At 59.4% G+C, this 22,859-nt stretch carries 21 protein-coding genes; 17 read left to right on the top strand and 4 right to left on the bottom strand.

The annotated features are described in order from the left end of the window. Positions 1–368: 368 nt before the first annotated feature. The 5 genes from ercA to DESLA_RS0102225 are packed head-to-tail and all read left to right on the top strand — an operon-like array spanning position 369 to position 9,150. Positions 369–1,538, top strand: coding sequence for an alcohol dehydrogenase-like regulatory protein ErcA (gene ercA / locus DESLA_RS0102205; RefSeq protein ID WP_028571214.1), 1,170 nt, complete (start codon positions 369–371; stop codon positions 1,536–1,538). After that, complete coding sequence (locus tag DESLA_RS18220) at positions 1,519–3,282, top strand: hybrid sensor histidine kinase/response regulator (protein ID WP_084031820.1); 1,764 nt, start codon at positions 1,519–1,521, stop codon at positions 3,280–3,282. The genes ercA and DESLA_RS18220 overlap by 20 nt, the downstream gene beginning before the upstream one ends. A 56-nt stretch (positions 3,283–3,338) precedes the next feature. After that, the gene (locus DESLA_RS0102215; RefSeq protein ID WP_028571215.1) at positions 3,339–4,625 is read left to right on the top strand and encodes an ABC transporter substrate-binding protein; all 1,287 of its coding nucleotides are present in this window, start codon (positions 3,339–3,341) and stop codon (positions 4,623–4,625) included. Beyond that, positions 4,622–8,179 carry a response regulator gene (locus tag DESLA_RS21380; RefSeq protein WP_051434301.1) on the top strand — a complete coding sequence of 1,186 codons (3,558 nt, stop codon included), beginning with the start codon at positions 4,622–4,624 and terminating at the stop codon, positions 8,177–8,179. Before DESLA_RS0102215 ends, DESLA_RS21380 begins: the two co-directional genes overlap by 4 nt. Before the next feature lie 5 nt (positions 8,180–8,184). After that, entirely contained in the window at positions 8,185–9,150 is a 966-nt protein-coding gene (locus DESLA_RS0102225) for a response regulator (protein ID WP_035261243.1), read from the top strand. A 22-nt stretch (positions 9,151–9,172) separates the two neighbouring features. On the opposite strand, the gene DESLA_RS0102230 is transcribed toward DESLA_RS0102225, so the two are convergent. Further along, on the bottom strand, positions 9,173–9,568 hold the full coding sequence (locus DESLA_RS0102230) for a response regulator (protein WP_028571217.1): 396 nt from the start codon (positions 9,566–9,568) through the stop codon (positions 9,173–9,175). Between the two features lie 100 nt (positions 9,569–9,668). After that, positions 9,669–10,055 (bottom strand): response regulator, encoded by a 387-nt coding sequence (locus DESLA_RS0102235; protein WP_028571218.1) that lies wholly within the window; start codon positions 10,053–10,055, stop codon positions 9,669–9,671. A gap of 292 nt (positions 10,056–10,347) precedes the next feature. On the opposite strand from DESLA_RS0102235, the gene DESLA_RS0102240 reads away from it, so the two are divergent. The 4 genes from DESLA_RS0102240 (at position 10,348) to DESLA_RS0102255 (ending at position 14,918) form a co-directional block, all read left to right on the top strand. Continuing rightward, the gene (locus DESLA_RS0102240) at positions 10,348–11,034 is read left to right on the top strand and encodes a hypothetical protein (protein ID WP_028571219.1); all 687 of its coding nucleotides are present in this window, start codon (positions 10,348–10,350) and stop codon (positions 11,032–11,034) included. A gap of 80 nt (positions 11,035–11,114) precedes the next feature. Beyond that, entirely contained in the window at positions 11,115–11,555 is a 441-nt protein-coding gene (locus tag DESLA_RS18230) for a winged helix-turn-helix domain-containing protein (RefSeq protein WP_035261245.1), read from the top strand. Positions 11,556–11,743: 188 nt separating this feature from the next. Beyond that, a complete protein-coding gene (locus DESLA_RS0102250; protein WP_245589985.1) occupies positions 11,744–13,417 on the top strand; it encodes an FmdE family protein in 1,674 nt (557 codons plus the stop codon). Between the two features lie 19 nt (positions 13,418–13,436). Continuing rightward, a complete protein-coding gene (locus DESLA_RS0102255) occupies positions 13,437–14,918 on the top strand; it encodes a fused MFS/spermidine synthase (protein WP_028571221.1) in 1,482 nt (493 codons plus the stop codon). A 258-nt stretch (positions 14,919–15,176) separates the two neighbouring features. Here the strand turns inward: DESLA_RS0102255 and DESLA_RS0102260 are convergent, their stop codons facing one another. Next, positions 15,177–16,382: a bifunctional nucleoside/nucleotide kinase/histidine phosphatase family protein gene (locus DESLA_RS0102260; protein ID WP_028571222.1), complete on the bottom strand. Its 1,206-nt coding sequence runs from the start codon at positions 16,380–16,382 to the stop codon at positions 15,177–15,179. A 433-nt stretch (positions 16,383–16,815) separates the two neighbouring features. Between DESLA_RS0102260 and DESLA_RS0102270 the strand changes: the two genes are divergently transcribed. The 4 genes from DESLA_RS0102270 (at position 16,816) to DESLA_RS0102285 (ending at position 20,450) form a co-directional block, all read left to right on the top strand. Beyond that, positions 16,816–18,804 (top strand): BCCT family transporter, encoded by a 1,989-nt coding sequence (locus DESLA_RS0102270; RefSeq protein ID WP_035261248.1) that lies wholly within the window; start codon positions 16,816–16,818, stop codon positions 18,802–18,804. Positions 18,805–18,840: 36 nt separating this feature from the next. Next, the gene (locus DESLA_RS0102275) at positions 18,841–19,155 is read left to right on the top strand and encodes a sll1863 family stress response protein (protein WP_028571224.1); all 315 of its coding nucleotides are present in this window, start codon (positions 18,841–18,843) and stop codon (positions 19,153–19,155) included. Positions 19,156–19,389: 234 nt separating this feature from the next. Continuing rightward, positions 19,390–19,932: a sll1863 family stress response protein gene (locus DESLA_RS18235; RefSeq protein WP_051434302.1), complete on the top strand. Its 543-nt coding sequence runs from the start codon at positions 19,390–19,392 to the stop codon at positions 19,930–19,932. Positions 19,933–19,976: 44 nt separating this feature from the next. Next, positions 19,977–20,450, top strand: coding sequence for a hypothetical protein (locus tag DESLA_RS0102285; RefSeq protein WP_028571225.1), 474 nt, complete (start codon positions 19,977–19,979; stop codon positions 20,448–20,450). Positions 20,451–20,543: 93 nt separating this feature from the next. On the opposite strand, the gene DESLA_RS22690 is transcribed toward DESLA_RS0102285, so the two are convergent. Further along, the gene (locus tag DESLA_RS22690) at positions 20,544–20,696 is read right to left on the bottom strand and encodes a hypothetical protein (RefSeq protein ID WP_156932838.1); all 153 of its coding nucleotides are present in this window, start codon (positions 20,694–20,696) and stop codon (positions 20,544–20,546) included. Positions 20,697–20,749: 53 nt separating this feature from the next. On the opposite strand from DESLA_RS22690, the gene DESLA_RS0102295 reads away from it, so the two are divergent. Genes DESLA_RS0102295 through DESLA_RS18245 form a run of 4 tightly spaced genes read left to right on the top strand, consistent with a single transcriptional unit; the run spans position 20,750 to position 22,851 of the window. Further along, the gene (locus DESLA_RS0102295) at positions 20,750–21,049 is read left to right on the top strand and encodes an MrpF/PhaF family protein (protein ID WP_028571226.1); all 300 of its coding nucleotides are present in this window, start codon (positions 20,750–20,752) and stop codon (positions 21,047–21,049) included. Between the two features lie 4 nt (positions 21,050–21,053). Continuing rightward, positions 21,054–21,473: a cation:proton antiporter gene (locus DESLA_RS18240; RefSeq protein WP_245589986.1), complete on the top strand. Its 420-nt coding sequence runs from the start codon at positions 21,054–21,056 to the stop codon at positions 21,471–21,473. After that, positions 21,470–22,486 carry a hydrogenase subunit MbhD domain-containing protein gene (locus DESLA_RS0102305; RefSeq protein WP_028571227.1) on the top strand — a complete coding sequence of 339 codons (1,017 nt, stop codon included), beginning with the start codon at positions 21,470–21,472 and terminating at the stop codon, positions 22,484–22,486. The genes DESLA_RS18240 and DESLA_RS0102305 overlap by 4 nt, the downstream gene beginning before the upstream one ends. Then, entirely contained in the window at positions 22,483–22,851 is a 369-nt protein-coding gene (locus tag DESLA_RS18245) for a sodium:proton antiporter (protein WP_084031823.1), read from the top strand. Before DESLA_RS0102305 ends, DESLA_RS18245 begins: the two co-directional genes overlap by 4 nt. The last annotated feature ends 8 nt before the right edge of the window (positions 22,852–22,859 follow it).

Here is a 22,859-nt window from a genome sequence, read left to right on the forward strand (position 1 = left end):
AGCGAGGTAGAGAAGTGGTCGGGTATCATCTTGTTGCTCGGCGTAGTTTTTTTTGTATCTACTCAGCACATTTTGTGTCCGCCCTTGCTCCAGCAATCGGGGTCGGTATCGGAATCGGAGTCGGAATCGGAACAGGAAGAATTTAGAACGCTTCCCAGCGTTTTCGATCCCGATCCCGATTCCGACTCCGACCCCGGCAAAGGCATTACTCTGTGCTGAGTAGTTACGTTTTTTTTTTGAGATTCTCCACCGTCGTCTCTGGATTATTCAGTTTTTTTGCGATAAGACCTTTTTCAGGCTCGAATTCCATTCCCAATCACGTTGTCGTGGCTGGGGGCGCTTTGCGGTCCCGGTTTGGAGGTGCGGCCATGTATCAAGCTTCCATGGAGAATTTGCGGAAATTCGTGGCCCCGGAGTTTGTTTTCGGGGTGGGGGCGCGTCGGCTTGTCGGGCAGTTTGCCCGGAACTTCTCGGTGCGGCGTGTTCTGGTGGTGGTGGACGAGGTGGTCGGCGGGCTGCCGTGGACCACGGACGTCCTCGGCAGTCTGGATCAGGCGAATCTGGAGTATCGCATTTTCTCCGACCTTTCTCCCAACCCTCGGGCGGACGAGGTCATGCGGGGGGCGAGGTATTATCTTCAGGAGGATTGCCAGGCCATCGTCGCTCTGGGCGGCGGCAGCGCCCTGGACTGTGCCAAGGGGGTCGGCATCGTCTGCGTCAATAATAAGCCTATCCTGGATTTTGAAGGTGTGGACAACGTTCCCGTGCCCGGACCGCCTTTGATCTGCATTCCCAGCACCGCGGGCAGTTCCGCCGACGTCTCCCAGTTCGCGATCATCACGGACCAGGCGCGCAAGGTGAAAATCGCCATCGTGAGCAAGGCCATGGTTCCGGATATCGCCCTGATTGATCCGGAAACCACGGTCAGCATGTCGCCGCATCTCACGGCCTGCACCGGCTACGACGCCCTGACCCATGCTGTGGAAGCCTATGTGTCCAACGCCAGCTCGGCCATTACGGACCTGCACGCCCTGGAGGCCGTCCGCCTGGTCGGCAAGCATTTGCCGCGCGCGGTGGAGGCACCCCTGGACATGGAGGCTCGGTCCGGAATGATGCTGGCCTCGCTGCATGCCGGGCTGGCCTTTTCCAACGCCAGCCTGGGCGCGACCCACGCCATGGCCCACAGTCTCGGCGGACTGTTGGATCTGCCCCATGGCGAGTGCAACGCCATTCTGCTCAGCCGGGTGGTGGACTTCAATTTCCAAGCCGTCCCGGATCGTTATTTGCGGGTGGCTGAAGCCCTGGGGCTGGATTGTCGAGGGCTGGAGGTCGAGGGGCGACGCCAGGCGCTGGTGCAGGGGCTGACGGCGTTGCGCAAGCAGGTCGGACTGACCAGGGACCTGGAAGAACTGGGCGTCAGTCAAGCGGATATCGAGGGATTGTCCCGGCAGGCCGTGTGCGATCCCTGCATGGTCACCAACCCTGTCCACCCTGCCGTGGAAGACATCGAACGATTGTATGTCCGAAACTCTGAATAAAACCATCCCGCCGGAAGTCCTTCTCTCCGAGGGCGATGCGGGCGTCGGTCCTCAAGGGACGACCACGAACCGCGATGCCTTGCGTCGCCGGATCATCGGTCTGGGCGAGGGGTCCATCCATAAAAGCTATTACCCGCAGTTGCAGCAGCGCTTGCGGGAGCTGCATCGCTTCAAGACCCTGCTGGACGGCAGCAATGAAGGCATTTTTCTGATTCGGTTGCCAAATTCGCTCCAAACGGATTCGCGCGAAACGGATTCCGGCGTGCCGGATGGCGACATGCCGGATGTCGACATGGTGGACGTGAACGAATCAGCCTGTGCCCAGCTCGGCTACTCCTGCCAGGAAATTCTGGAACTCTCATTTTTCGATCTTTTTCCAACCAAGGATCATCGTCGGCTGGAGTCGTTTCTCTCCACCATGGACCAATCCGAGCACGGGCGGTCCATTATCACGGAGTTCATTCGCTCCAATGGAGAATGTTTTCCCGTGGAAGTCTCCTCGCGGCTGGTCCGGTTCGATCTGGACCCTTACGCCGTGGTCGTGGCCCGGGACATCACCGAACGGTTGCGCATGGAGGAGGAACTGCAACGAGCCGGAAACCTGGAAGCCCTTGGGGTGCTGGCCGGAGGCATTGCGCATGATTTCAATAATTTTTTGACGGCGATCATGAACCAGATTTCCTTGGCCAAGCTGCATTTGGATCAGGCGGATCATGTTCTGGAAAAGTTGACCTACGCGGAAAACGCCTGCTTGCAGGCCAAAGGATTGACCCAGCAACTGTTGACCTTTGCCAAGGGCGGGGAGCCCGTGCGCAAGATCACTTCCATGGCGAGTTTGGTCGGCGATGCCTTGCGATTGGTTCTGGCCGGAACCAACGTCAAACCCATGCTGACCATTCCCGATGATTTATGGCTGGTGGACATTGATTCGGGACAGATTTCGCAGGTTTTGAACAATCTCCTGATCAACGCGGTTCAGGCCATGCCCGAGGGCGGGATGTTGCGCGTGACCGTGCGCAACGTGATACACGCCAAGGGGGGGGGAGAATCGACGTTCGGAGAGCATTTGCCCCATGGCGACCATCTCTGCGTGACCATCCAGGATAGTGGCCCGGGAATTCCCGAAGAGACGTTGGCCAAAATTTTCGATCCCTACTTTACCACCAAGCCCCAGGGCAGTGGCCTCGGATTGGCCACTTCCTATTCGATCATCCGGAAGCACGGGGGAACACTCACCGTACGGTCCAAGCAGGGACAGGGCGCGACGTTCATGTTTTGCCTGCCCGCCACGCGGTTCGAGACGGATTCGGCTCACAGCCAACCCAGTGAGCCTTTTCACTCCGCTGAGGTGGCCCATCATATTCTCTTCATGGACGATGACGACATGATTCGCGAATCCATGGGCGAGATTCTGGAGGACATCGGCTATACGGTGACGCTGGTCCGGGACGGACGAGAGGCCTTGGAGGCGCTGCATCAGGCGCGGGAGGACAACCAGGTGTTCGACGTGGCCATCATGGACCTGACCATTCCCGGCGGCATGGGCGGAGCGGAGGCGGTCGGGCGGCTGAAGGCCGTGGATCCGCTGCTCAAAGCCGTGGTTTCCAGCGGCTACAGCACGGCTCCGGCCATGGCCCACTATCGGGAATACGGTTTTGACGCCGTGGTGGCCAAGCCCTATACGGTGAACGAGTTGCGAAGCGTTTTGGCTCGATTGTTGAGTGGAGACGAGGAAGAAGGATGAACGACCGAAAACTTTTTTTGAATCAATATGTGGTTCAGGAGTCGGCGAGCACGCACATGAAAGCAAGTTGGTTGTTGAAGTGGATCCAAGAGGCAGGGGGACTGTTTGCGCTTTTGCTTTTCGTACTGTTTTTGGGGATTCCGGCCCTGGCCTCCGATGATGAGCCGGAGCCGATCCGGGTGGGCATGTCCGGGGCGTTCAGCGGGCCGATTCGGGCTCTGGGCATCGAAGTGTACCGCGGGGCCATGGCGTATTTCGAGCATGTCAACCGCCGAGGAGGAATCAACGGTCGGCCCGTTACCTTTCTGGCTTACGACGATGCGTATGATCCGGCCTTGGCCCTGGAAAACGCGGTCCGGCTGTTGGAGCAGGACCGGGTGGACGCGTTGTTCAGCTTCGTGGGCACGCCCACCGTGACCCGCGTCCTGCCCCTGCTCAAGGTTTATGACGACAGAGACATTTCTCTATTCTTCCCGGTGACCGGAGCTGAACCTCAGCGCCAGCCGCCCTATGGCGGTTACGTCTTCAATTTGCGGGCTTCCTACGCTCAGGAAGTGGACGCTTTGGTCCGGGAATTCGTTCGGTTGGGAAAAACCCGGTTCGCGATCCTTTACCAGGCCGATTCCTATGGCCGCAGCGGTTGGGAGGGGCTGCGCAACGCCTTGCATCGGCACTCGCTCTCCATTGTGGAGGAGGCCACCTATTCCCGAGGGTTTCGGTTTGAACAAAGCATGGGCAAGCAGGTGGACATTTTGCGCGACGCGGACCCGGACGTGGTCATCAGCATCGCCTCCTACGCCGCTGCCGCCGCCTTTATCCGCGAGGCTCGGGACCTGGACTGGGGCGTGCCCGTGGCCAACGTCTCCTTCGTGGCCAGCGAAAGCATGCTGGAGTTGCTGCTGGAGCAGGAGCGACGTACGGAGCGGAGCTATACCTGTAACCTGGTCAATTCGCAGGTGGTGCCCAGCTACGAGGACTATTCGCTGTGGGGGGTGATGGAGTATCGATGGATCATGGATCAGTGCGTCTGTAAGCTGCCCGGGCAACTCGCCCCGGACCATTATGATCCCTTGCCCTACAGCTTCGCCAGCTTCGAGGGCATGCTCAACGCCAAGGTGTTCACGGAACTCGCGCGGAAAATTCCGTTGGGTGAGCTGGCCGCTGACGAGAATGGTGAGTTTGAAGCCGTCCCTCTGCTGATCAACCTGGGCATCGGCGCGCCGGTTTTTCTGGGTGCGGGACGTCGTCAGGGAATGGACGCCGTCTATTTCTCCACTGTCCGGGACGGTCGTTTCGTCCCGCTGCACGACTGGAAGCAATGGTCCGAGGAGGGGCGGCGATGAAATCTTCCAAGCTGTTTCGCAAGACGCTCCTGGCCATGATTATTATTTTCGGAGCCATGGCCACGGTCTCCTCCCTGTACTCCGGATGGACCCTGCACCGGCAGTTGATGCTTGAAAACGAAAGCAAGGGCGTGGCCATTGCCCGAAGTATCGCCAACTCCAGCACGGAGCTGCTTTTGAATCGGGACGCCGCCACTGTGCAGGCGGTGATCGATCAGTATCTGGAAATCAAAAACGTGGCCTACGTTTATGTCCAGGATCGCTCTGGGGACGTGATCTCCCATACGTTTACGCCCAGGGCGCCCGAGGAGTTGCTGCGCCTTCGCCCTTCCTCGGTCACTGATCGAATGCCCTACCATGAAATCGATCTGCAAAAGGTCAAGGTACCGGCCCTGGGCATGGTGTTGGACATCGCGCACCCCATCCTCGGCGGGCTGGCCGGGACCGTGCATGTGGGCATGGACCTGGACAGTATCAACTCCTTCATCTGGCGGGAAATTCTGTTCCAGCACGGGATGTTCATCTTTTTTTTCGTGGTGGGCATCGGCGTGGCCTTCATCCTGATGAACCGCATCTCCAGGCCTTTGACCCAACTCTCGGACTATGCCAAGCGCGTGGCTGATCATGAATTCGACGCCCCGCTGCATGTCAGTTCCAAGGATGAGATCGGGGACCTGGCCGGGACCATGCAACGGATGGCCCGGCATCTGGACGAAATGATCTCCGGACTGCACGGACGGATTCAGGCCGCCACGCGGGAACTCCAGGACAACCTGATTTTTTTCAACGCCATCTACATGAACATGGCCAACGGCATGATGGTCTACGACTTGCGGGGCAATCTCCTGCAGTTCAATCCCGCGGCCCGGACCATGCTGGACTATTCCGAGCAGGAGTTCGCCACCAAAAGTATGGAGGACCTGTTCGGCGGCGATGTCGCGCGGCGGGTGTTCGAGGAAATGCGGCAATTTGCCGAGCGAACAGAGGCTTCCTCTGATCTCGCGGCGGGTCCTGACGAAAAGCGACGCTATCAGGTGCTGGTTCCGAACAAGGGCGGCAAAAAGCTGGATATCGAAATCGTGGCCACGATCCTGCGCCTCGGCAACGAGGCGTTCGTGATTCTACTGGTGCGCAACGTCACCTCGGCGAAGCGTGCGCAACGCGCCCTGAAGCATGCTCATCTGGTGCTTGACCGCCGGGTCAGGGATCGGACCGGCGAGCTTCACTCCGTGGTGGAGCAGCTCAGCCAGGAGGTGACGGAACGGATGAAGGCCGAGGAGGAGTTGCGCCGGGCCAGGGACGCAGCGGAGGCGGCCAACCGTGCCAAGAGCGAATTCGTGGCCAATATGAGCCACGAAATCCGCACTCCGATGAACGGGGTGGTGGGCATGACCGAACTGTTGGCCCGTACCGACCTGAGCGATCAGCAGCGTCATTACACCATGACCGTCAAGAGATCCGCGGAGGCGTTACTGGGGATCATCAACGACATCCTGGACTTCTCCAAGCTGGAGGCCGGCAAGCTGAGCATTGAATCCATTTCATTCAACCTGCGGGTCATCGTCGAGGAAATGGCCCACCTGCTGGCGGCCCGGGCCGAGGAAAAGGGCCTGGAGCTGATCATCCGCTATCCCCCGTCGTGTCCGGACCGCTTCGTGGGCGATCCGGGTCGAATTCGTCAGGTGCTGACCAACTTGCTGGGCAACGCCATCAAGTTCACGGAGCGGGGGCATGTCTATCTGGGCGTGGACTGCCTGGATCTGGACCAGGGCCGCCACGAATTGCGGATCGCCGTGGAGGACACCGGAATCGGCATTTCCCAGGAGATGGTTGAACGGATATTCGAGTCCTTCACCCAGGCGGATCAGTCCACGACCCGAGTCTATGGCGGTACCGGGCTGGGACTGTCCATCTCCCGTCAGATCGTGGAATTGATGGGCGGCAAAATTCAGGTCCAAAGTCGACTTGGGCAAGGCTCGACCTTTACGATGGTCCTGGAATTGCGCGGGGCCGAACAGGTCGAGATGGACATTCCCCAGGCCGTGGACATGGAGTCGTTGCGGGTGCTGGTGGTGGACGACAATCCGGTCAACTTGGAAATTTTGGAGGAATTGCTCCAAGGGTGGCGGATTCAGGCCGGCCTGGCCGACTCCGGAGCGCGGGCCCTTGAACTGCTGCGACAAGGAGTTTCCAACGGCACGCCCTATCAGATCGCGATTCTGGATTTTCACATGCCGGGAATGGACGGGGAGGAACTGGCTCGGAGGATCAAGGCTGATCCGGACCTGAACCCGACGAAACTCGTTCTGCTCAGCTCCATGGGCAAGCGAGGCGACGCCAAGCGGATGGAGCACGTGGGCTTTGCCGCGTATCTGCTTAAGCCGGTGTTGCAGTCGCATCTCTATGATACGTTGACGCTGCTGGCCAGCCGGAAAGGTCGGGACCCGGGCGGCCTGATCACCCGGCACCGCATCGCCGAGGCCCGGGCGGCCCAAGAGGGACGAGAATCCGGTGGACGGGGCCTGGGGGGCAAAATCCTGCTGGTGGAGGACAATCTGGTCAATCAGGAAGTCGCCAAAGGATTACTCAAGGAGATAGGGGCTTCCGTGGACGTAGTCGGTAATGGGCGCGAGGCCGTGGAGGCCGTGCGGGCCGCAAAGTACGACTTGGTGTTTATGGATTGTCAGATGCCGATCATGGACGGGTTCGAGGCCACCAGGCGCATTCGGGAAGGCGAGTCCGGCGGTCGGCGCACGCCCATCGTGGCCATGACCGCCCACGCCATGGAAAAGGACCGGGAGAAATGTCTGGCCGCTGGAATGGATGATTATCTTTCCAAGCCGGTGAAGACCGGTGACTTAGTCCGTATCCTTGAAAAATATCCGCCTGACCGATCCGATGTGCGCGACACGGACGGGCCTTCACCGCTCGGAGATGCTCGTGGCGATAAAAGCGAGGAGGATCAGGACCACGGACATGGCGAGATCATCGACAGGGCCATGGCGCTGTTTATCAAGCATACCCCGGAAATTCTGGCCCAGCTTCTCGCGGCGGAGGGGAAACGGGATGTGGCCAATGCCCGGATGTGCGCGCATACCCTGAAGGGCAGCGCGGCCAACTTGCGTCTGGAGGACGTTCGCGGGGCGGCCGAAAATCTGGAGACGGCCCTGGAGCATGAGGACTGGGCGCAAGTCAAGCCGCTGATCGCCGCGATCCAGGCGCGGGTGGAGGCGATGATCGCGACACGAGCGCCAAGCGTTCAAGAAGGTGATTTGGAAAAAGTCGACGAGGATCTGGCCGTGCGGGCTTTCGTTTTGGCCGTACGGGACGACCCGTCCGCGGCGACGCACTGGAATGATCTCCGCAAGGCCTTGAAGTCCAGAAACGTTCGGCGTATCGCGACCCTTGGCGAAGAGCTGACGGTAATGCTCGAAGCCGGGGGACTTCCGGAGGCCGCGGCCTGGCCTCGTTCCCTGCACGGTCACGCCCGGGACATGGACATGGCCGCCTTGCGCGACGCCTACGCGAAGCTGACTCGGATCGAGGAGTTGTGAGCACCATGAAGACGGTTTTGATTGCCGATGATTCACCGAGCAACCTGCATTTGTTGCACGATATCCTGACAAAATCCGGTTATGAGGTCTTGGTGGCGGAAAACGGAGAGGAAGTCCTGGAGATCACCGAAGAAGAGACTCCGGACATTTTTCTGCTGGACATCATGATGCCCGGCATGGACGGCCTGGAGCTGTGTTGCAGGATCAAATCCATGAGCCGCTTCACGGCCACGCCCATCGTCTTCATCACGGCCAAGAATTCCTCGGAGGACATTGTACGGGGTTTTGCCGCCGGAGCGGTGGATTATATTCCCAAGCCGTTCAACGAGGCGGAAATCCTGGCCCGGGTGCAGACCCACATCCGTCTGCACGACGTGTTGATGGAACTGGAGCGGTTGCGGCAACTGGCTCTGGACGCCAATCCCTTGACTCAGTTGCCGGGCAACAATTCCATCGTCAAGGCCATCTCCGAGGCCTTGAATGATCAGCGGCCCCTGAGCGTGGTCTACGTGGACATCGACAACTTCAAGGCCTTCAACGACAAATACGGGTTCGCTGCCGGTGATCAGGTCTTGCGTTTTACGGCGAACCGGATCGTCGCGGCGGTGGAAACGGCTTGCGGCAAGGGGCGGATGGTGGGTCACGTGGGCGGCGACGATTTCGTGTTCATTGCTCCCACGGACTGTACCCGGACCGCCGTGGATCGGCTGATCCGGGATTTCGACGAAGGGATTCGCTCCTTCTACTCTGGAGAAGACCTGGAGAAAGGCGAAATACGGGTCAAGGACCGCAACGGAAATCTACGGTTTTTTCCATTGATGACCATCAGCCTGGGAGTGGTGGAAGTGGATAAAAAATCCTTCAGCCATCACTTGGAGGTCTCCGCCATGTGTGCGGAGGTCAAGAAAGTCGCCAAGAGCATTACGGGAAGTTCTTTTTTTATCAATCGCCGGAGCGCAGTCGGCGATTGATAAGGGCGGCTGTCCCGGTCCGTCAGAGCGAAATACTGCCCAGGGCCGTGTCCAGGCCTTCCTTGCTCAACGGCTTGGTCAGATAGCAGGTGGCCATGCCGTGAAAAAAGGCTTGGCAGACATTTTTTTGGTCCTCAAGGCAGGAGACCATGATCACCTTGACTTCGCTTCCAGGGGGAACGCCGCGGTCTTTTTCCACCTTGCGGATGGCTTTCAGCGCCTCATGACCGTCCATGACCGGCATCATGATGTCCATGAGAATCAAGGTGTACGGATCCTGGTCGTCCAGAGCCATGGCGAACGCCTGGACGGCTTCCTCACCGTTGGCGGCCATGTTGATGTGGGACGCCTTTTCGCGCATGAACGTCTGCATTACCACGCGATTCGCCAAGTCGTCATCGACGATAAGAACCTTCATAAGCTTGCTCCTTTGCAAACTGGGGAAACGGCATGATCGGTTTAAAAACCTGGTTTGCTTCCCAAGGCCCGTGAAGTTGCCGTCTTATGCCATTTCTAATTCAAAGCTTCTCTTTCGCGATATATTTGCGCAAAACCTGTTCCAACTGCTGATAGGTGGTGGGTTTGGCGAGATAGTCATTCATGCCGGAGGCCAGGAATTTTTCCTTGTCTCCCGGCATGGCATACGCCGTCAGGGCGATGATGGGTGTTTTGGGATTGTATCGGGAGCCGTCGTGGGCCCGGATGATCTCGGTGGCTTCCACTCCGTTCATGATCGGCAACTGGATATCCATCAGAATGCAGTCCACGGTTTCCTGTTCCAACACTTCCAGGGCCCGTCGTCCGTCTTCGGCCTCACGAACGGTGAAGCCGCCTTTTTCCAAGAGCTTTTTGAGCGCGAATCTGTTGAGTTGGTCGTCCTCAACCACGAGAATTCGTGCGGACATGATTCTCTACCCTGGTTATTTCTTGCTCCGTCCAAGGCTTGTCCACCGGACGGAGGTAGGCTAGTTTTTTCAGTAGAGCGCCTTGCTCTGGTTCCCATCGGGCCTTTGCGGGCGTTGGACCGTTTCTTGCTTGATAACTTGCCAGATAAATGCAGGAGTCGCAAAAAATTTAGTTTAAAACGACTTCACGGCTTCATAAAGGTAATCGCCATAAAACGCAAACCTGAGCCACGAGAAGCCGTCCAGGCAACACTCTTTCCGTCGACCGATTGATAATCGTACCCGTCTCACCATGAACGCATCTTACGATGACCGAAACGAAGCGCATTCGCCCCTGCTTGTGCGCGACCAGCGACTGATCACCTCCTGCGCTCTGGACATCATCTCAGCGGTGGAGCGGACTCGGGGAATGCCCTTGCAGCCGCGGGACCGGATGGCTCTGAAGCTGTTGACGCCCAGAAATTCGGCTCTGTTGGTTCGGGAAAAGCAGCGACATTTGGGCTGTCGTCAGGTCAGTTTCGACATTAAGACCGACGACCTCGGCCTGGGCTCCTACCAGCTTGTTCCTTCCGGGGTTCATGTTTTGAATCACGAGGGCGTCTGGTGGAGCGACAAGTATGGGGTCGGGCGGTTTCTCTGGAATCTCTATGTCGGCGAGAATCCTCAGGCCGGGATGATGCGGGTTCTGGAACGTTTGTTCAAGTTCAAGATTTCCGGAGTGTTCGGCCCTCGGGCAAATTTTTCGGTCCGGGAAAAGACGGGAACCATTGAGGGCGATGTCCGCCCCGACCTGCGGCTGTACATCCACCGCCGCGAAGGAAGCGTGGAGACGTCCTTGCGGAAGCTGATCAAGGCCCGGGCCATTTTCCGTCCTAAAGACCTGGGGCTCCAGCTCGACGGCAATGAGAACGGCCGAATTGCCCTCCTGTTCGGCAAGTTCAAACGCTACGCCGTCAGCTTCACCATGCAGAAAATCTAGAACGCACGGCGACCGAAGGTCTGTCCGGGTCAAGAAACCGTCGCTTGATGTTATGTTTGTATTAGCATATGGAAGTGCCCATGCAAAAAAATACATCTCCGTCCATGCGCCTGCACCTCTGGCTGGAAAACGACCGGGGCGCGTTGATCGGCCTGGGCCGGGCCATGCTCCTGGTCAGGATCAGGGAATGCGGTTCGTTGCGCCGGGCCGCGGAGAAGCTGGGTATTTCCTACCGGGCGGCCTGGGGCAAGATTCGGCAGGCTCAGGAGTATCTGGGAGAGGATCTGGTCCGCAAGGAGGGCAAGGGCTATGTGCTCACCGACTTCGGCGAGCACTTGGCCGACGGCTTTTTGAAGTGGCACGACGCAGTGGAGCGCTGCGCCCTGGCCTTGGCCCAAGAGCATTTTCCCTGGCCGGTGCTGCCGTATCGTTCTTCGCCCGGCTCGCCCACACCACCTGCTTTCGGCTCTGTTTCGACACCAACAGATTCCGCTGATGATACGGATTTGCATTCAATATGACACGCGAAGACACCGCCATGTTCCAAATCGAATCGTGATCGAAATCGTTCTTGAACAAACATATTGCAATACTTCGTGATAACGAGTTTTTTCGATTTCGATTTCGATTTCGATTTCGATCCGGACTCTAATGCCTCGTTGACCTGAGCAATATCTTTATTGAAAGCAAGATGGAATAAGGAGCATCCATGACCACTGAAGAGATCGTGAAAGAGACCTCGGAAGGCCAAGCCGTGTACGTTGGTTCTCAGTCGTTCGACGATTTTGTCTTGCAGGTTCGTGATTTTCACGGATCCGCCGCGCCCGGGCTGGTGCTGGGGGGCTTCATGGTCGAGGAGGCCCGGCGGCATCTGCCCGAGAATACGCTCTTCGACGCCATCTCCGAAACCACGCACTGTCTGCCGGACGCCGTGCAGCTGCTCACGCCCTGCACCATCGGCAACGGCTGGCTGCGGGTGATCAACCTGGGTCGATACGCCCTGACCTTGTACGACAAGTATTCCGGCGGCGGCGTCCGGATTTACCTGGACCCGGAAAAGGTCGCCGACTGGTCGGCCATCCGGACCTGGTACATGAAGCTTCTGCCCAAGAAGGAGCAGGACAGCGCGGCCTTGTTCGCGGAGATCAAGGCTGCCGGGGCAAGCGTGTGCAGCCTGGAGACGGTTCAAGTGGCCCCTCATCTGATGCAGCGTAAAGGGCGGGGCGGCATCATGGTCTGTCCGGTCTGCAAGGAGGCCTATCCTCAGCTGGACGGCCGGATCTGCCGGGCCTGCCAGGGGGAAGCCCCTTATGTGCAGAATATGGCCGCCCCGGTGGCGCCCGAGCCCCGGGCCGTGCCCGTGGACCAGGCCGTGGGCCGCAAGGTCTTGCACGACATGACCCGGATCGAGCCGGGCAAGACCAAGGACGCGGTGTTCGTCAAGGGCCAGGAGATCAGCGTAGGCGATATCTGCCGGTTGCAGCAGATGGGCCGGATGCGGGTCTATGTCCAGGAGTCCGAAGCTGAATCCGGCGAGGGAGCGGACTGGGTGCATGAAAACGAGGCCGCCGAGACCTTTGCCCGGGCCATGGCCGGGGAGGGGGTGGATCTGCGTCTGCCGCCCAGGGAAGGCAAGGTCGATCTGCTGGCCGCCCGGGACGGGCTGCTCACCGTGGAACGGGATCGGCTGGAAGCCTTCAACTTGGTTCCGGAGGTAATGTGCGCCTCCCGGCACGACGCCGTGCTGGTCAAGCAGGGCATGACCGTGGCTGGGACCAGGGCCATTCCGCTGTATCTGTCCCGGCATCGGTTTTTGCGGGCCATGAGCGTCTTGGAGCCGGGACCGCTGTTTTCCGTCCTGCCGCTGCGCAAGGCCAAGGCCGGCGTATTGGTCACGGGTACGGAAGTGTTTCAGGGACTGGTGGAGGATAAATTCGTGCCCATTGTCGGTTCCAAAGTGCAGGCCCTGGGGAGCGAGGTTTTGGCCAGCCGGATCGTCCCGGACAGCAAAGAGGCGATCGTCATCGCGGTCCGAGAGCTTCTGGATTTGGGCGCGGATCTGCTGATCACCACGGCCGGATTGTCCGTGGACCCGGACGACGTGACCCGCCAGGCCCTGTTGGAAGCCGGAGCCGAGGATATGCTCTACGGCGCACCCATTCTGCCCGGAACCATGACCCTTTTCGGGCGCATCGGCTCGGTCCGGGTCCTGGGAATTCCCGCCTGCGCGTTGTTTTTCAAGACCACCAGCCTGGATCTGTTCCTGCCCAGGCTCCTGGCCGGGCGCAGCGTCAGCCGGAGTGAGCTGGCTCGGATGGGGGCCGGTTCCCTGTGCATGCAGTGCCGGACGTGTTCTTTCCCCAAATGTCCTTTCGGCAAATAGCTTTGGGAATCGGATCGTTATGCTGGAACTGACCGTATTTCTCTGTGGGGCCGTGGTGATGATCCTGGAGCTGACCGGTTCGCGGCTCATGGCCCCGTTCCTGGGTACGTCCCTGGTGGTCTGGACCGGCCTGATCGGCGTGGTCCTGGCCGCGTTGAGCATCGGCTACTGGTGGGGCGGTCGTTTGGCGGACCAGGGACCGACCAGGTCCGGCCTGGCTTGGATCGTCTTCTGGGCCGGGGTGTTGATCGCCTTGACGGCGGTGCTTCAGGCCCCGGTTTTACGTCTGATCCAGGGCCATGTGCCCGGTCTGCGTCTCGGGGTGCTCCTGGCCACCGTGAGCCTGTTCGGCCCGGCAAGCATCCTTCTGGGGATGATCGCCCCCTATGCCGTGAAGATGAAACTGGCCTCCCTGGAGCATTCCGGGGCCGTGGTCGGGCGAATGTACGCCCTGTCCACCATCGGCAGCATCGTGGGCACGTTTCTGGCCGGCTTCGTGCTCCTGTCCTTTTTCGGCAGTCTGCCCATTTTGCTGGTCCTGGGCGCGGTCATGGCTCTCTTGGCCATGGCCTTGTCCCCGCGCTCCGGCATGGTTGTGAAAAGTGCGTTTCTGGCCGTGTTGATCGTGGGCGGATTCCTGCACGTCCAGTATCGCCAGGCCCTGGCGGCCCAGGGCTACTTTGATCTGGACACGGCCTACAACCGGATCATCGTGGCCGAGGCCGAAGAGGAAAGCTCGGGCCGCCGAATGCGGATCATGTCCACCGGGCCGGGTTGGCTCCAGTCCGCCATGTACCTGGACGATCCCGTGGAGCTGGCCCTCCCGTACACGCGCTTCTTCCGACTCGCCGAGCTGTACGTTCCTGATCACCGGCGGGTCCTGATGGTCGGCGGGGGCGGGTACTCGTATCCCAAACATCTGATGCGGACCCGGACGGACCTGGAACTGGACGTGGTGGAGATCGACCCGGTCTTCACGAAACTGGCCCGGAATCATTTCGGGTTTGATCCGGACGGGACGCCGGGGCAGCGGATCGAAATCCATCACCAGGACGCCCGCCGCTTTCTGAATCAGACCCACGCGCCCTACGACGTGATCATTCTGGACGCCTTCAGTTCCCATTATTCCGTCCCCTTTCAACTGACCACCCGCGAGGCCATGGCACGCATTTCCGCCAACCTGGCCGACCGCGGGGTGGTCGTGGTCAACCTGATCTCCGCCGTTTCCGGGCCGGACGGGCGCATGCTCCGGGCCCTGCTGGCGACCATGGACGCCGTGTTCACCCAGGTGGAGACGTTCCTGGTGGCCGATCCCGCCGATCCCGAGCGGGTCCAGAACATCGTCCTGATCGCCGGGAACAGCCCGTTGCTCGATGTGGACTCAGAGCAAAGCCATTCCAAATTGACCGCCAAACTCGCCCACCGCTGGCCCCGCCCCATCCCTCGCGACATCCCCGTATTGACCGACGCTCTGGCCCCGGTGGAGCGATATTTGCCCTGACGGGTTCCTCTGGCCGCGATAACTCTATCCTCTGTTGTCACTCTTGCAATTTTCTGCTTCCTCTCCCCTTGGGCATTTTTGTTCTCTGGAGAATCTCAATATTTTTAGGGGTGTAGATTGCAAGATGCTCAAGAGTCTCCCAGGGTTGGCCAAAAATCATCGAAATCGGAATCGCCATCGAAATCGGAAAGTTACCTGAAATCGATTTCGATCACGATTTCGATTTCGATACCGATCCAGAGTGCCCGTGGTTCAGGCCTAAAACCGTTTCAGCTCGAAGAGCTTCTTGGTCTGCGTGGAGACAATGTGGAAGTATCTATCCTGGGGGATGAAGATGTAGGGTACGTCTTCCAGGCGGCGATAGAGGAAGTACGAGAGGATCATTCGGTTCACGGCCTGATGGCCGATGATCACGATATGCTCCGCCCTGCCGCTGAGATACAAGGCCTTCTTGATGCCGATCTGAATTCTGGATTGCAGGGTGACATATCCTTCGCCGCCGGGGTAAATGTAGTGATACTTGTCCATGCTCCGGGCGAGATGGATTTCCGGGTAGCGCTCCCGAATCTCGTCATAGGTCAGTGCATCGCAGGTTCCGGAACGGATTTCGTCGAATTCCCGCAGGGCGACGTGGGCGCATTCCGCCTGGGCGGCAATGATCGGCCGGGCCATCTGGATCGTTCTGCGCTTGGTGCTGGTAAAAATGAATGGAATCCGGGTGGTCCTGAAATGCTCGCCCAGCAACCCGGCCTGGGACAATCCCTTTTCAGTGAGGGGCGAGTCCCCCCCGATGCGCCGTTCCTGGTTAAAGTAGGTTTCCCCGTGCCGGATCAGGTAGAGATTCTGGATCATGTCCGAGACCAGGATGTCCCGGATGCGGGGATAGTGCGGAATGTTGTCGGTCGTCTTTTCCCGGACCACCCTGTTTTGCAGAGAGTTGAGCACCACGTAGTTGCTCTCCCTGTCCAAGGGCTCATATCTGTTTGCGTAGAACTGGATGCGATCCGTGAAGCTCTTGATCGCCTCGGGCAAGGTCATGTGCCCGAACTCAGAAATTTTTGTCTTGTGCGTGATGCTGGTGGTCAGCAATTCCTCGTCGTCGTTGACGCACTCGATGAATAATACAGGGACTTGCTCCATGCCTCGGCGGATAGTGTCTCGTCGTTCCCGACTGATATTCGTGGCGTCAAGAATGGCGATATCCCCGCCTCCGTCGAGGAATTGACTGGCGGATTGCAAATTCTGGCGCGCGATCCATTCCCGCAGGCGGACCCCTTCCAGATTGTCGGGGCTGAAGAAGTCGGCGGATGCCGTGTTCTCAGGGAGTATGCTTCGGCGGACCTCCCCGTTGTTGAAGATCGCAACGTTGAAGTTTTCCGCTTCCAGACTCTCCCGGAGGCGGCAGGCGATGGTGGACTTGCCGCGGGCCGGGAGGCCGACCATGACGATGCAGAGTTTTTTCATGATATTGAAGGAATTCCTGAAGACAATGGCATGTCGCCTTCTTTGTTTCGGGTGAAAAACAAGGAGTAGCTTTCGTTGAACGTCTTGGGTCCGTATTTCATTGGCGGCCCATTGCGCAAGGGACGGTTTTGAAACCCGCGCCTACGACCGATCGTGTTTCAAACGATCCGGTTGATCATCCTCCGTCTAGCGCATAACCTGCGTTATCTTTTTTTGCGTCTTTCCCGTGATGAAATCGAGCGGCTGAAACAGAGCACGTTCGCGGCCGTTCAAGTCGAAAAGCCCGTCCATGTCCCGTTCGCGGGACTGAATGGCGGTTTGGTCCGAGGATGACGACGACGTGGAAACGAGAGTGCGTTTGCCCCATGAGTTGATCCAAAGTCGTACACCTGATCGTATAGTCTGATTTGAATCCGTCAACCAAGGAGGAAGAATGGGCAATCCTGGTGAAAGCCAAGACCTGAAACCCCGCGTACAGATCAACCCCCCGGTTTTTTTCGGATCAGCCGGACTGATTCTGGTCTTCGTGATCTTTGCCATGGTCGCTCCGGAGCGTGCGGGTGCGTTGTTCGGCAACATACAGGGATGGATCGTGCATTCGGCCGGCTGGTTCTATGTTCTGGCCGTCGCAACCTTTCTGCTTTTCGTCGTCTACCTGGCTCTGTCCGGATACGGTCGGATCAAGCTCGGTCCGGATCACAGCGAGCCGGACTACAGTTACATTTCCTGGTTTGCCATGCTTTTTTCCGCGGGCATGGGCATTGGGTTGATGTTTTTCGGCGTGGCCGAGCCGGTGATGCACTATATGAGTCCGCCCGTGGGCGACCCGGAAACCGTGGCCGCGGCCCGGGAGTCCATGAAGATCACTTTTTTTCACTGGGGCGTGCATGCCTGGGCCATTTACGCCGTGGTGGCCATTTCCCTGGCCTATTTCTCCTATCGCCACGACCTGCCGTTGACCATCCGTTCAGCGTTCTATCCCCTGATCGGCGACCGGATTTACGGACCCATCGGCCATGCCGTGGACGTGTTCGCCATCCTGGGAACCATGTTCGGGGTGGCCACCTCACTGGGCTTCGGGGCAATGCAGGTCAATTCCGGCCTGGAATACCTCTTCGGCGTGCCCAATACGGTCTCTGTGCAGATGACCCTCATCGCGATCATCACGGCCATTGCCATCGTGTCCGTGGTCCTGGGGTTGGACGGCGGCATTAAACGGCTGTCCGAGCTGAATATGATTCTGGCCGTGGTTCTGCTGGCTTTCGTGCTCGTGGTCGGCCCCACGGTCTTCCTGTTGCAGACTCTGACACAGAATATTGGGGCCTACGTGGCGGACATCGTGAACACGACCTTCAACCTCTATGCTTATGAGCCCACGGGCTGGATCGGTGGCTGGACCCTGTTCTACTGGGGCTGGTGGATCGCCTGGGCGCCTTTCGTCGGCATGTTCATCGCACGGGTCTCCCGGGGCCGGACCATTCGGGAATTCGTCCTGGGCGTACTGCTGGTGCCCGTTGGCTTCACCTTCATGTGGATGACCTTTTTCGGGAACACGGCCCTGCACATGATCATGGTTCAGGGCGTCACCGGTTTGGGCGAGGCCGTGGCAGCGGATACTACCATGGCTTTGTTCAATTTCTTCGAACAACTGCCCCTGTCCGGCATCGTCTCGTTGATCGCTACGATTTTGGTGGTGACCTTCTTCGTGACTTCGTCGGACTCCGGTTCCCTGGTCATCGACATGCTGGCCTCCGGCGGCGAGGAGGACGCACCGGTCTGGCAGCGCATTTTCTGGGCCTCCAGCGAAGGCTTCGTGGCCGCGGCCTTACTGTTGGCCGGCGGCCTGGGCGCGTTGCAGACCGCATCCATCGCCAGCGCGTTCCCGTTCACCGTGATCATGCTCTTGATGTGCTGGGGACTGTTGCGGGCTTTGCATATCGACGTGGTCAAACGAGCCAGCCTGCGGACCGCCGTGCTCATGCCCCAGGTGGGAACCAAGCCCATATCCTGGCAGAAACGGCTTACGGCTCTGTTGCACCATCCCACCAAGAACGAGGTGTTGGAGTTCACTCAGGGAACGGCGGCGGATGCGCTGCGGGAAGTGGCCGACGAACTTGAGCGACGAAACTTCAAGGTCCGGGTGGAGCAGGGTGAGGACGGCCGAGTTTGGCTGGAAGTGCTGCACGGAGAGGAGATCGATTTCTTTTATTCCGTGCGTCCCCGAATCTACACCCCGCCGGCTTTTGCCATGCGCGACACCAAGAAGCGACGCGGAGAGAAACTGAAGTTCTATCGCGCCGAGGTGCATCTCGGCGAAGGTGGCCAGGACTACGACGTGATGGGTTGGACCAAGGAACAGATCATTTCCGACGTGGTCGACCACTATGAAAAGCATCTGCATTTCTTGCACACGGTGCGGTAAAAATGAATCCCGGCAACTGGACAAAAAGGAGAGGCCATGTTTGAAAACCGAGAAGCCTACATTCGCAAGCTGAAGGCAAAAATCGACGAATGGAACGCCGACATCGACAAGCTGGCGGCAAAGGCCAAACAGGTCAAAGCGGAAAAGGAGATCGAGTACCGCGATCAGATCGAAGCCTTGCGGGTCAAACGAGACGAGGTGGAGGAGAAGATCGCCGAGTTGCGCAAAGGGAGTGAGGCCGGTTGGGAAGATCTCAGGAAGAACGTGGAACGGTCCTGGGAAGCGCTGAAGGAGGGGTACTCCGCGGCAAAAGCTCGATATGAGCGGGATGTGGATGATTCCAGGAAGTAGAATTTTTTAGAATCTACTCAGCACATTTTGTGTCCGCTCTTGCTCCGGCAATCGGGGTCGGCGCTTCGCTATCGGAGTCGGAATCGAAACAGGAAGAATTGAGAACCCTTCCCAGCGTTTTCGATTCCGATCCCGATCCCGATCCCGATTCCGACGCCGACCCCGGCAACAGCATAACTCTGTGCTGAGTAGTTACTTTTTTCATTCCGTAAGCCGAAATAATGGGAGGAAGTCATGAAAAAAGGATGGGAAGGAACGATAGGCGTGGTTTTGCTTGCCATGGCGATGATCATTTGTTCGGCTTGGACCGGTTCGGCCCAGAATGTTGAGCATGGCCCGGACGCCGTGCCGGTTGAAGCCCCTGGCGAAGCCTCGGTCGAAGCCTCCTTTGAGGAGGTGCGCAAGGAGATGCGGGAGTTGGGCCAAGCCCTGGGTCGGTATGGGGTGGAGCAGCGGGACAGGGCTCTGGAACGGTCCAAGCCGGCTTTGGAGGATTTGGACCGTCGCCTGGACGCCCTGGAAAAGTCCATTGAGAACAATTGGGACGAGATGAGCCAAGCCGCTCGGGAGCGTTCGCGCCGAGCGATGCGCGAACTGCGGCGGCAACGGGTAGAACTGGCGGAAAGGTACGGCGCCCTGAAAAGCTCTTCGGCGGGTGCTTGGGAACAGATGCGGGAGGGGTTTCTGGACGCCTTTTCCGTGCTCAACGAGGCTTGGGAAAAGTCCATCGAGGAATTCCGCGAACAACGAGACGCGAAGGACGAGGTCAAGTTGTAGCGGGACTGATGAAACCACGAATCAGAATTACAAGGGAAAATCACATGCGTAAACGCATTGTTTCGTCCGGGGCCGAGGCCCCCACGACCCCGGAAGGGGAATGGCTGAATCTGGAGGAGGTCGCGGAAGTGGAGATCACCTCCGAAGACCCGGAGCATCCTGTCGAGCACGCCCTGTTGCCGGGCCATCCCTCTGGGTGGCGGGCCGGAAGACCCGGGGAGCAAACCATAAGGTTCCTTTTCGACGAACCCCAAAGTATTCGCAGAATCTGGATTCATTTCGAGGAAGCCGAAGTGGAGCGAACCCACGAGTTCGTCCTGCGCTGGTCCGCCGACAACGGCCAGACCTTCACGGACATCGTTCGCCAACAGTGGAACTTCAGTCCGGACGGGATGCGGGAGGAAAGCGAAAACATCTACCTGGACGCCTCCGGAGTGACCACCCTGGAATTGACCATTAAGCCGGACATCAGCGACGAGAACGCCGTCGCCACCCTGGCTCAGTTGCGCATAGGATAGCAGTGAAAAACTCCCAATTGCTGCGTCGCTGCAAAAAGGAGTTTTTTGAACGGACTGTCGACCAAGGACTTTATCAGCACCCAGAGTAACTACTCAGCACAGAGTAATGCCGTTGCCGGGGTCGGCGTCGGAATCGGGATCGGGATCGAAAACGCTGGGATGCGTTCTCAATTCTTCCTGTTCCGATTCCGACTCCGATAGCGAAGCGCCGACCCCGATCCCGATGGCCAGATCAAGAACGGACACAAAATGTGCTGAGTAGATACCACCTAGATAGACTTTGCCTTGAAAGGCCCCCTATGCAGACATTCTATCTCGGCGTGGCCTGCTTCCTCCTGCTGACCATGATCGTCGGCCTGATTCGGGTGTTTCGCGGGCCGCGGCAGGAGGACCGGCTGGTGGCCGTCCAACTTTTCGGGACCACGGGGGTGGCCGTGTTGTTGCTGTTGGCCGCGGCCTTCGATGCCCCGGCCATGCGCAACACGGCCATGGTCTTCGCCGTCCTGGCCGTCCTGGCGGTGATGGCCTTTGTGCGCGGTTCTCGAGAGCACGACGGGCGCGGCAAGGGTCGCGACTCCGGCGGCGGGGCGGGGGGGTAGGAGCGTGTTCGACGCGGTGGTCTCGGGATCGGCTGTTTTGCTCTGCCTGGTGGGAGCATTCTTTTTTCTGGCCGGGACAGTGGGGCTGCTGCGGTTTCCGGACGCCATGAGCCGGATTCATGCCTTGACCAAGGCCGACAACCTCGGCCTGGGGCTGATCGCCCTTGCCTTGATGGTAACCAGCGGGTCCGTGAGCACGGCCCTGAAAATTCTCTTGATCTGGCTGGTGGCCCTGGCGGGCAGTTCATCCATCTGCTTCCTGCTGGGCCGCAACATGTTGGTCCAAGAGCAAGGCGGCGACGATGTCGAAAACCAAACGCCCCGCGATACCGGCATCAATTCATTCCATTCCTCAAGCCCCATAAACCCCATTGGTCCTATAGGTCGCATAGGCCCCACAAACCCCAAGAGCCCCACCTCATGACTCCGTCCCTGGTTTTTGATTTGCTGCTGGCCGGGGCCCTGCTGCTGGTCAGTTGGCGGTTGCTGCAAGCCTCGGATCTGTTCCAGGCCACGGTGTTGTTCATCTCCTTCGGGTTGTTTCTGGCCCTGGCCTGGGTGCGCCTTCGCGCCCCGGACATCGCTTTGGCCGAGGCCGCGGTGGGCGCGGGGCTGGCCGGGGTGCTGCTGTTCGGGACGTTCAAGCGTATCGAGCCCCAGGCTGACCAGGCTGGCCAAACCGGCCAACCCTCTCAAGGGAGCGGCCCCGCTGACGAGCCTTTTGTCGCCGGGGCCTGCCGACTGGACCGGGCCGCGGCCTGCCCGGGCCGTTTCCACTATCTCCTGGCCGGAGTGGGGGCCGTTGCCCTGACAGCGTTGCTGGTCCTGGCCGTCCTGGACCTGCCGCGCCACGGGGACGGACTGACCGGGGTCGTGGCCCAAAAACTGGGCTCTTCCGGGGTGGAGCACCCGGTGACCGCCGTGCTGCTCAACTTCCGGTTGTACGATACCTGGCTGGAGTTGGGCGTCCTGCTTTTGGCCCTGATGGGCGTGTTCGGGGTGCGCGGGGCGCATGACCTGCGCGGGCTGCCCAAGCGTCCGGCCCCTTCGCCCTTGCCGCGTCGACTGGTGGGCCTATTGGGTCCGTTGGTCGTGATGGTCGCGGCGCACCTGCTCTGGCTGGGAGACCACGCTCCGGGAGGAGCCTTTCAGGCCGGAGTGGTCCTGGCAGCCGGGCTGGTCCTGCTGCGCTTGACCGGCTTGTCTTCCGTGGATCGGCTGCCTCGGACCGCCTTGCTCTCCTGCGTGGTCGTGGGCTTCGCGGCCATCCTGCTCCTGGCCGTGTTGACCGCGTTTGGACCGCAAAGTTTTCCCCTGGAATACCCGTCGGCCTGGGCCGGTACGCTGATTCTGGCCTTGGAGGTCGCGGCCACCGTGTCCATCGGCGTGACCCTGGCCGCGCTGGTGGCCGTGGTTTTGGTGGTGGACGAGCAATGACCACCTTTCTGGTGTACTCCCTGACCGCGGCCCTGTTGGCGGGCTTGGGCGTCCACGGCTTGATCACCCGCAGGCATCTGCTGCGGGTGATCATGGCCCTGAACGTGATCGCGGGAGGGGTGTTTCTGCTGCTGATCAGCACGGCGTATCGTAATCAGGGAGATTTTGCCGACCCCGTGCCCCAGGCCATGGTCCTGACCGGAATCGTGGTGGCCATCAGCGCCACGGCTTTTGCCCTGGCCCTGTTGCGCCGGATTTACCAGGCTCAACACAAGGGCCTGGCCAGGGAAGGAGGGCAAAGCAGGGACACGAACAAGGAGTGGTCCGAAGATGCTTCAAGCACGAAGGACGGGCCGATTCCATGAGTCAGGCG

The organism is Desulfonatronum lacustre DSM 10312 (assembly GCF_000519265.1).
GTDB lineage: Bacteria > Desulfobacterota > Desulfovibrionia > Desulfovibrionales > Desulfonatronaceae > Desulfonatronum > Desulfonatronum lacustre.

Bases quoted from the DNA above. Each gene is read 5' to 3' on its own strand.
- DESLA_RS0102275 (WP_028571224.1), top strand. From the start codon at position 18,841: ATGTTTGAAAACCGAGAAGCCTACATTCGCAAGCTGAAGGCAAAAATC.
- DESLA_RS18220 (WP_084031820.1), top strand. From the start codon at position 1,519: ATGTCCGAAACTCTGAATAAAACCATCCCGCCGGAAGTCCTTCTCTCC.
- DESLA_RS0102235 (WP_028571218.1), bottom strand. From the start codon at position 10,055: ATGTCCGCACGAATTCTCGTGGTTGAGGACGACCAACTCAACAGATTC.
- DESLA_RS0102255 (WP_028571221.1), top strand. From the start codon at position 13,437: ATGCTGGAACTGACCGTATTTCTCTGTGGGGCCGTGGTGATGATCCTG.
- DESLA_RS18235 (WP_051434302.1), top strand. From the start codon at position 19,390: ATGAAAAAAGGATGGGAAGGAACGATAGGCGTGGTTTTGCTTGCCATG.
- DESLA_RS0102250 (WP_245589985.1), top strand. From the start codon at position 11,744: ATGACCACTGAAGAGATCGTGAAAGAGACCTCGGAAGGCCAAGCCGTG.
- DESLA_RS18245 (WP_084031823.1), top strand. From the start codon at position 22,483: ATGACCACCTTTCTGGTGTACTCCCTGACCGCGGCCCTGTTGGCGGGC.
- ercA (WP_028571214.1), top strand. From the start codon at position 369: ATGTATCAAGCTTCCATGGAGAATTTGCGGAAATTCGTGGCCCCGGAG.
- DESLA_RS0102230 (WP_028571217.1), bottom strand. From the start codon at position 9,568: ATGAAGGTTCTTATCGTCGATGACGACTTGGCGAATCGCGTGGTAATG.
- DESLA_RS0102225 (WP_035261243.1), top strand. From the start codon at position 8,185: ATGAAGACGGTTTTGATTGCCGATGATTCACCGAGCAACCTGCATTTG.
- DESLA_RS21380 (WP_051434301.1), top strand. From the start codon at position 4,622: ATGAAATCTTCCAAGCTGTTTCGCAAGACGCTCCTGGCCATGATTATT.
- DESLA_RS0102240 (WP_028571219.1), top strand. From the start codon at position 10,348: ATGAACGCATCTTACGATGACCGAAACGAAGCGCATTCGCCCCTGCTT.
- DESLA_RS0102285 (WP_028571225.1), top strand. From the start codon at position 19,977: ATGCGTAAACGCATTGTTTCGTCCGGGGCCGAGGCCCCCACGACCCCG.
- DESLA_RS18230 (WP_035261245.1), top strand. From the start codon at position 11,115: ATGCAAAAAAATACATCTCCGTCCATGCGCCTGCACCTCTGGCTGGAA.
- DESLA_RS0102260 (WP_028571222.1), bottom strand. From the start codon at position 16,382: ATGAAAAAACTCTGCATCGTCATGGTCGGCCTCCCGGCCCGCGGCAAG.
- DESLA_RS0102215 (WP_028571215.1), top strand. From the start codon at position 3,339: ATGAAAGCAAGTTGGTTGTTGAAGTGGATCCAAGAGGCAGGGGGACTG.
- DESLA_RS0102305 (WP_028571227.1), top strand. From the start codon at position 21,470: ATGACTCCGTCCCTGGTTTTTGATTTGCTGCTGGCCGGGGCCCTGCTG.
- DESLA_RS0102295 (WP_028571226.1), top strand. From the start codon at position 20,750: ATGCAGACATTCTATCTCGGCGTGGCCTGCTTCCTCCTGCTGACCATG.
- DESLA_RS0102270 (WP_035261248.1), top strand. From the start codon at position 16,816: ATGGGCAATCCTGGTGAAAGCCAAGACCTGAAACCCCGCGTACAGATC.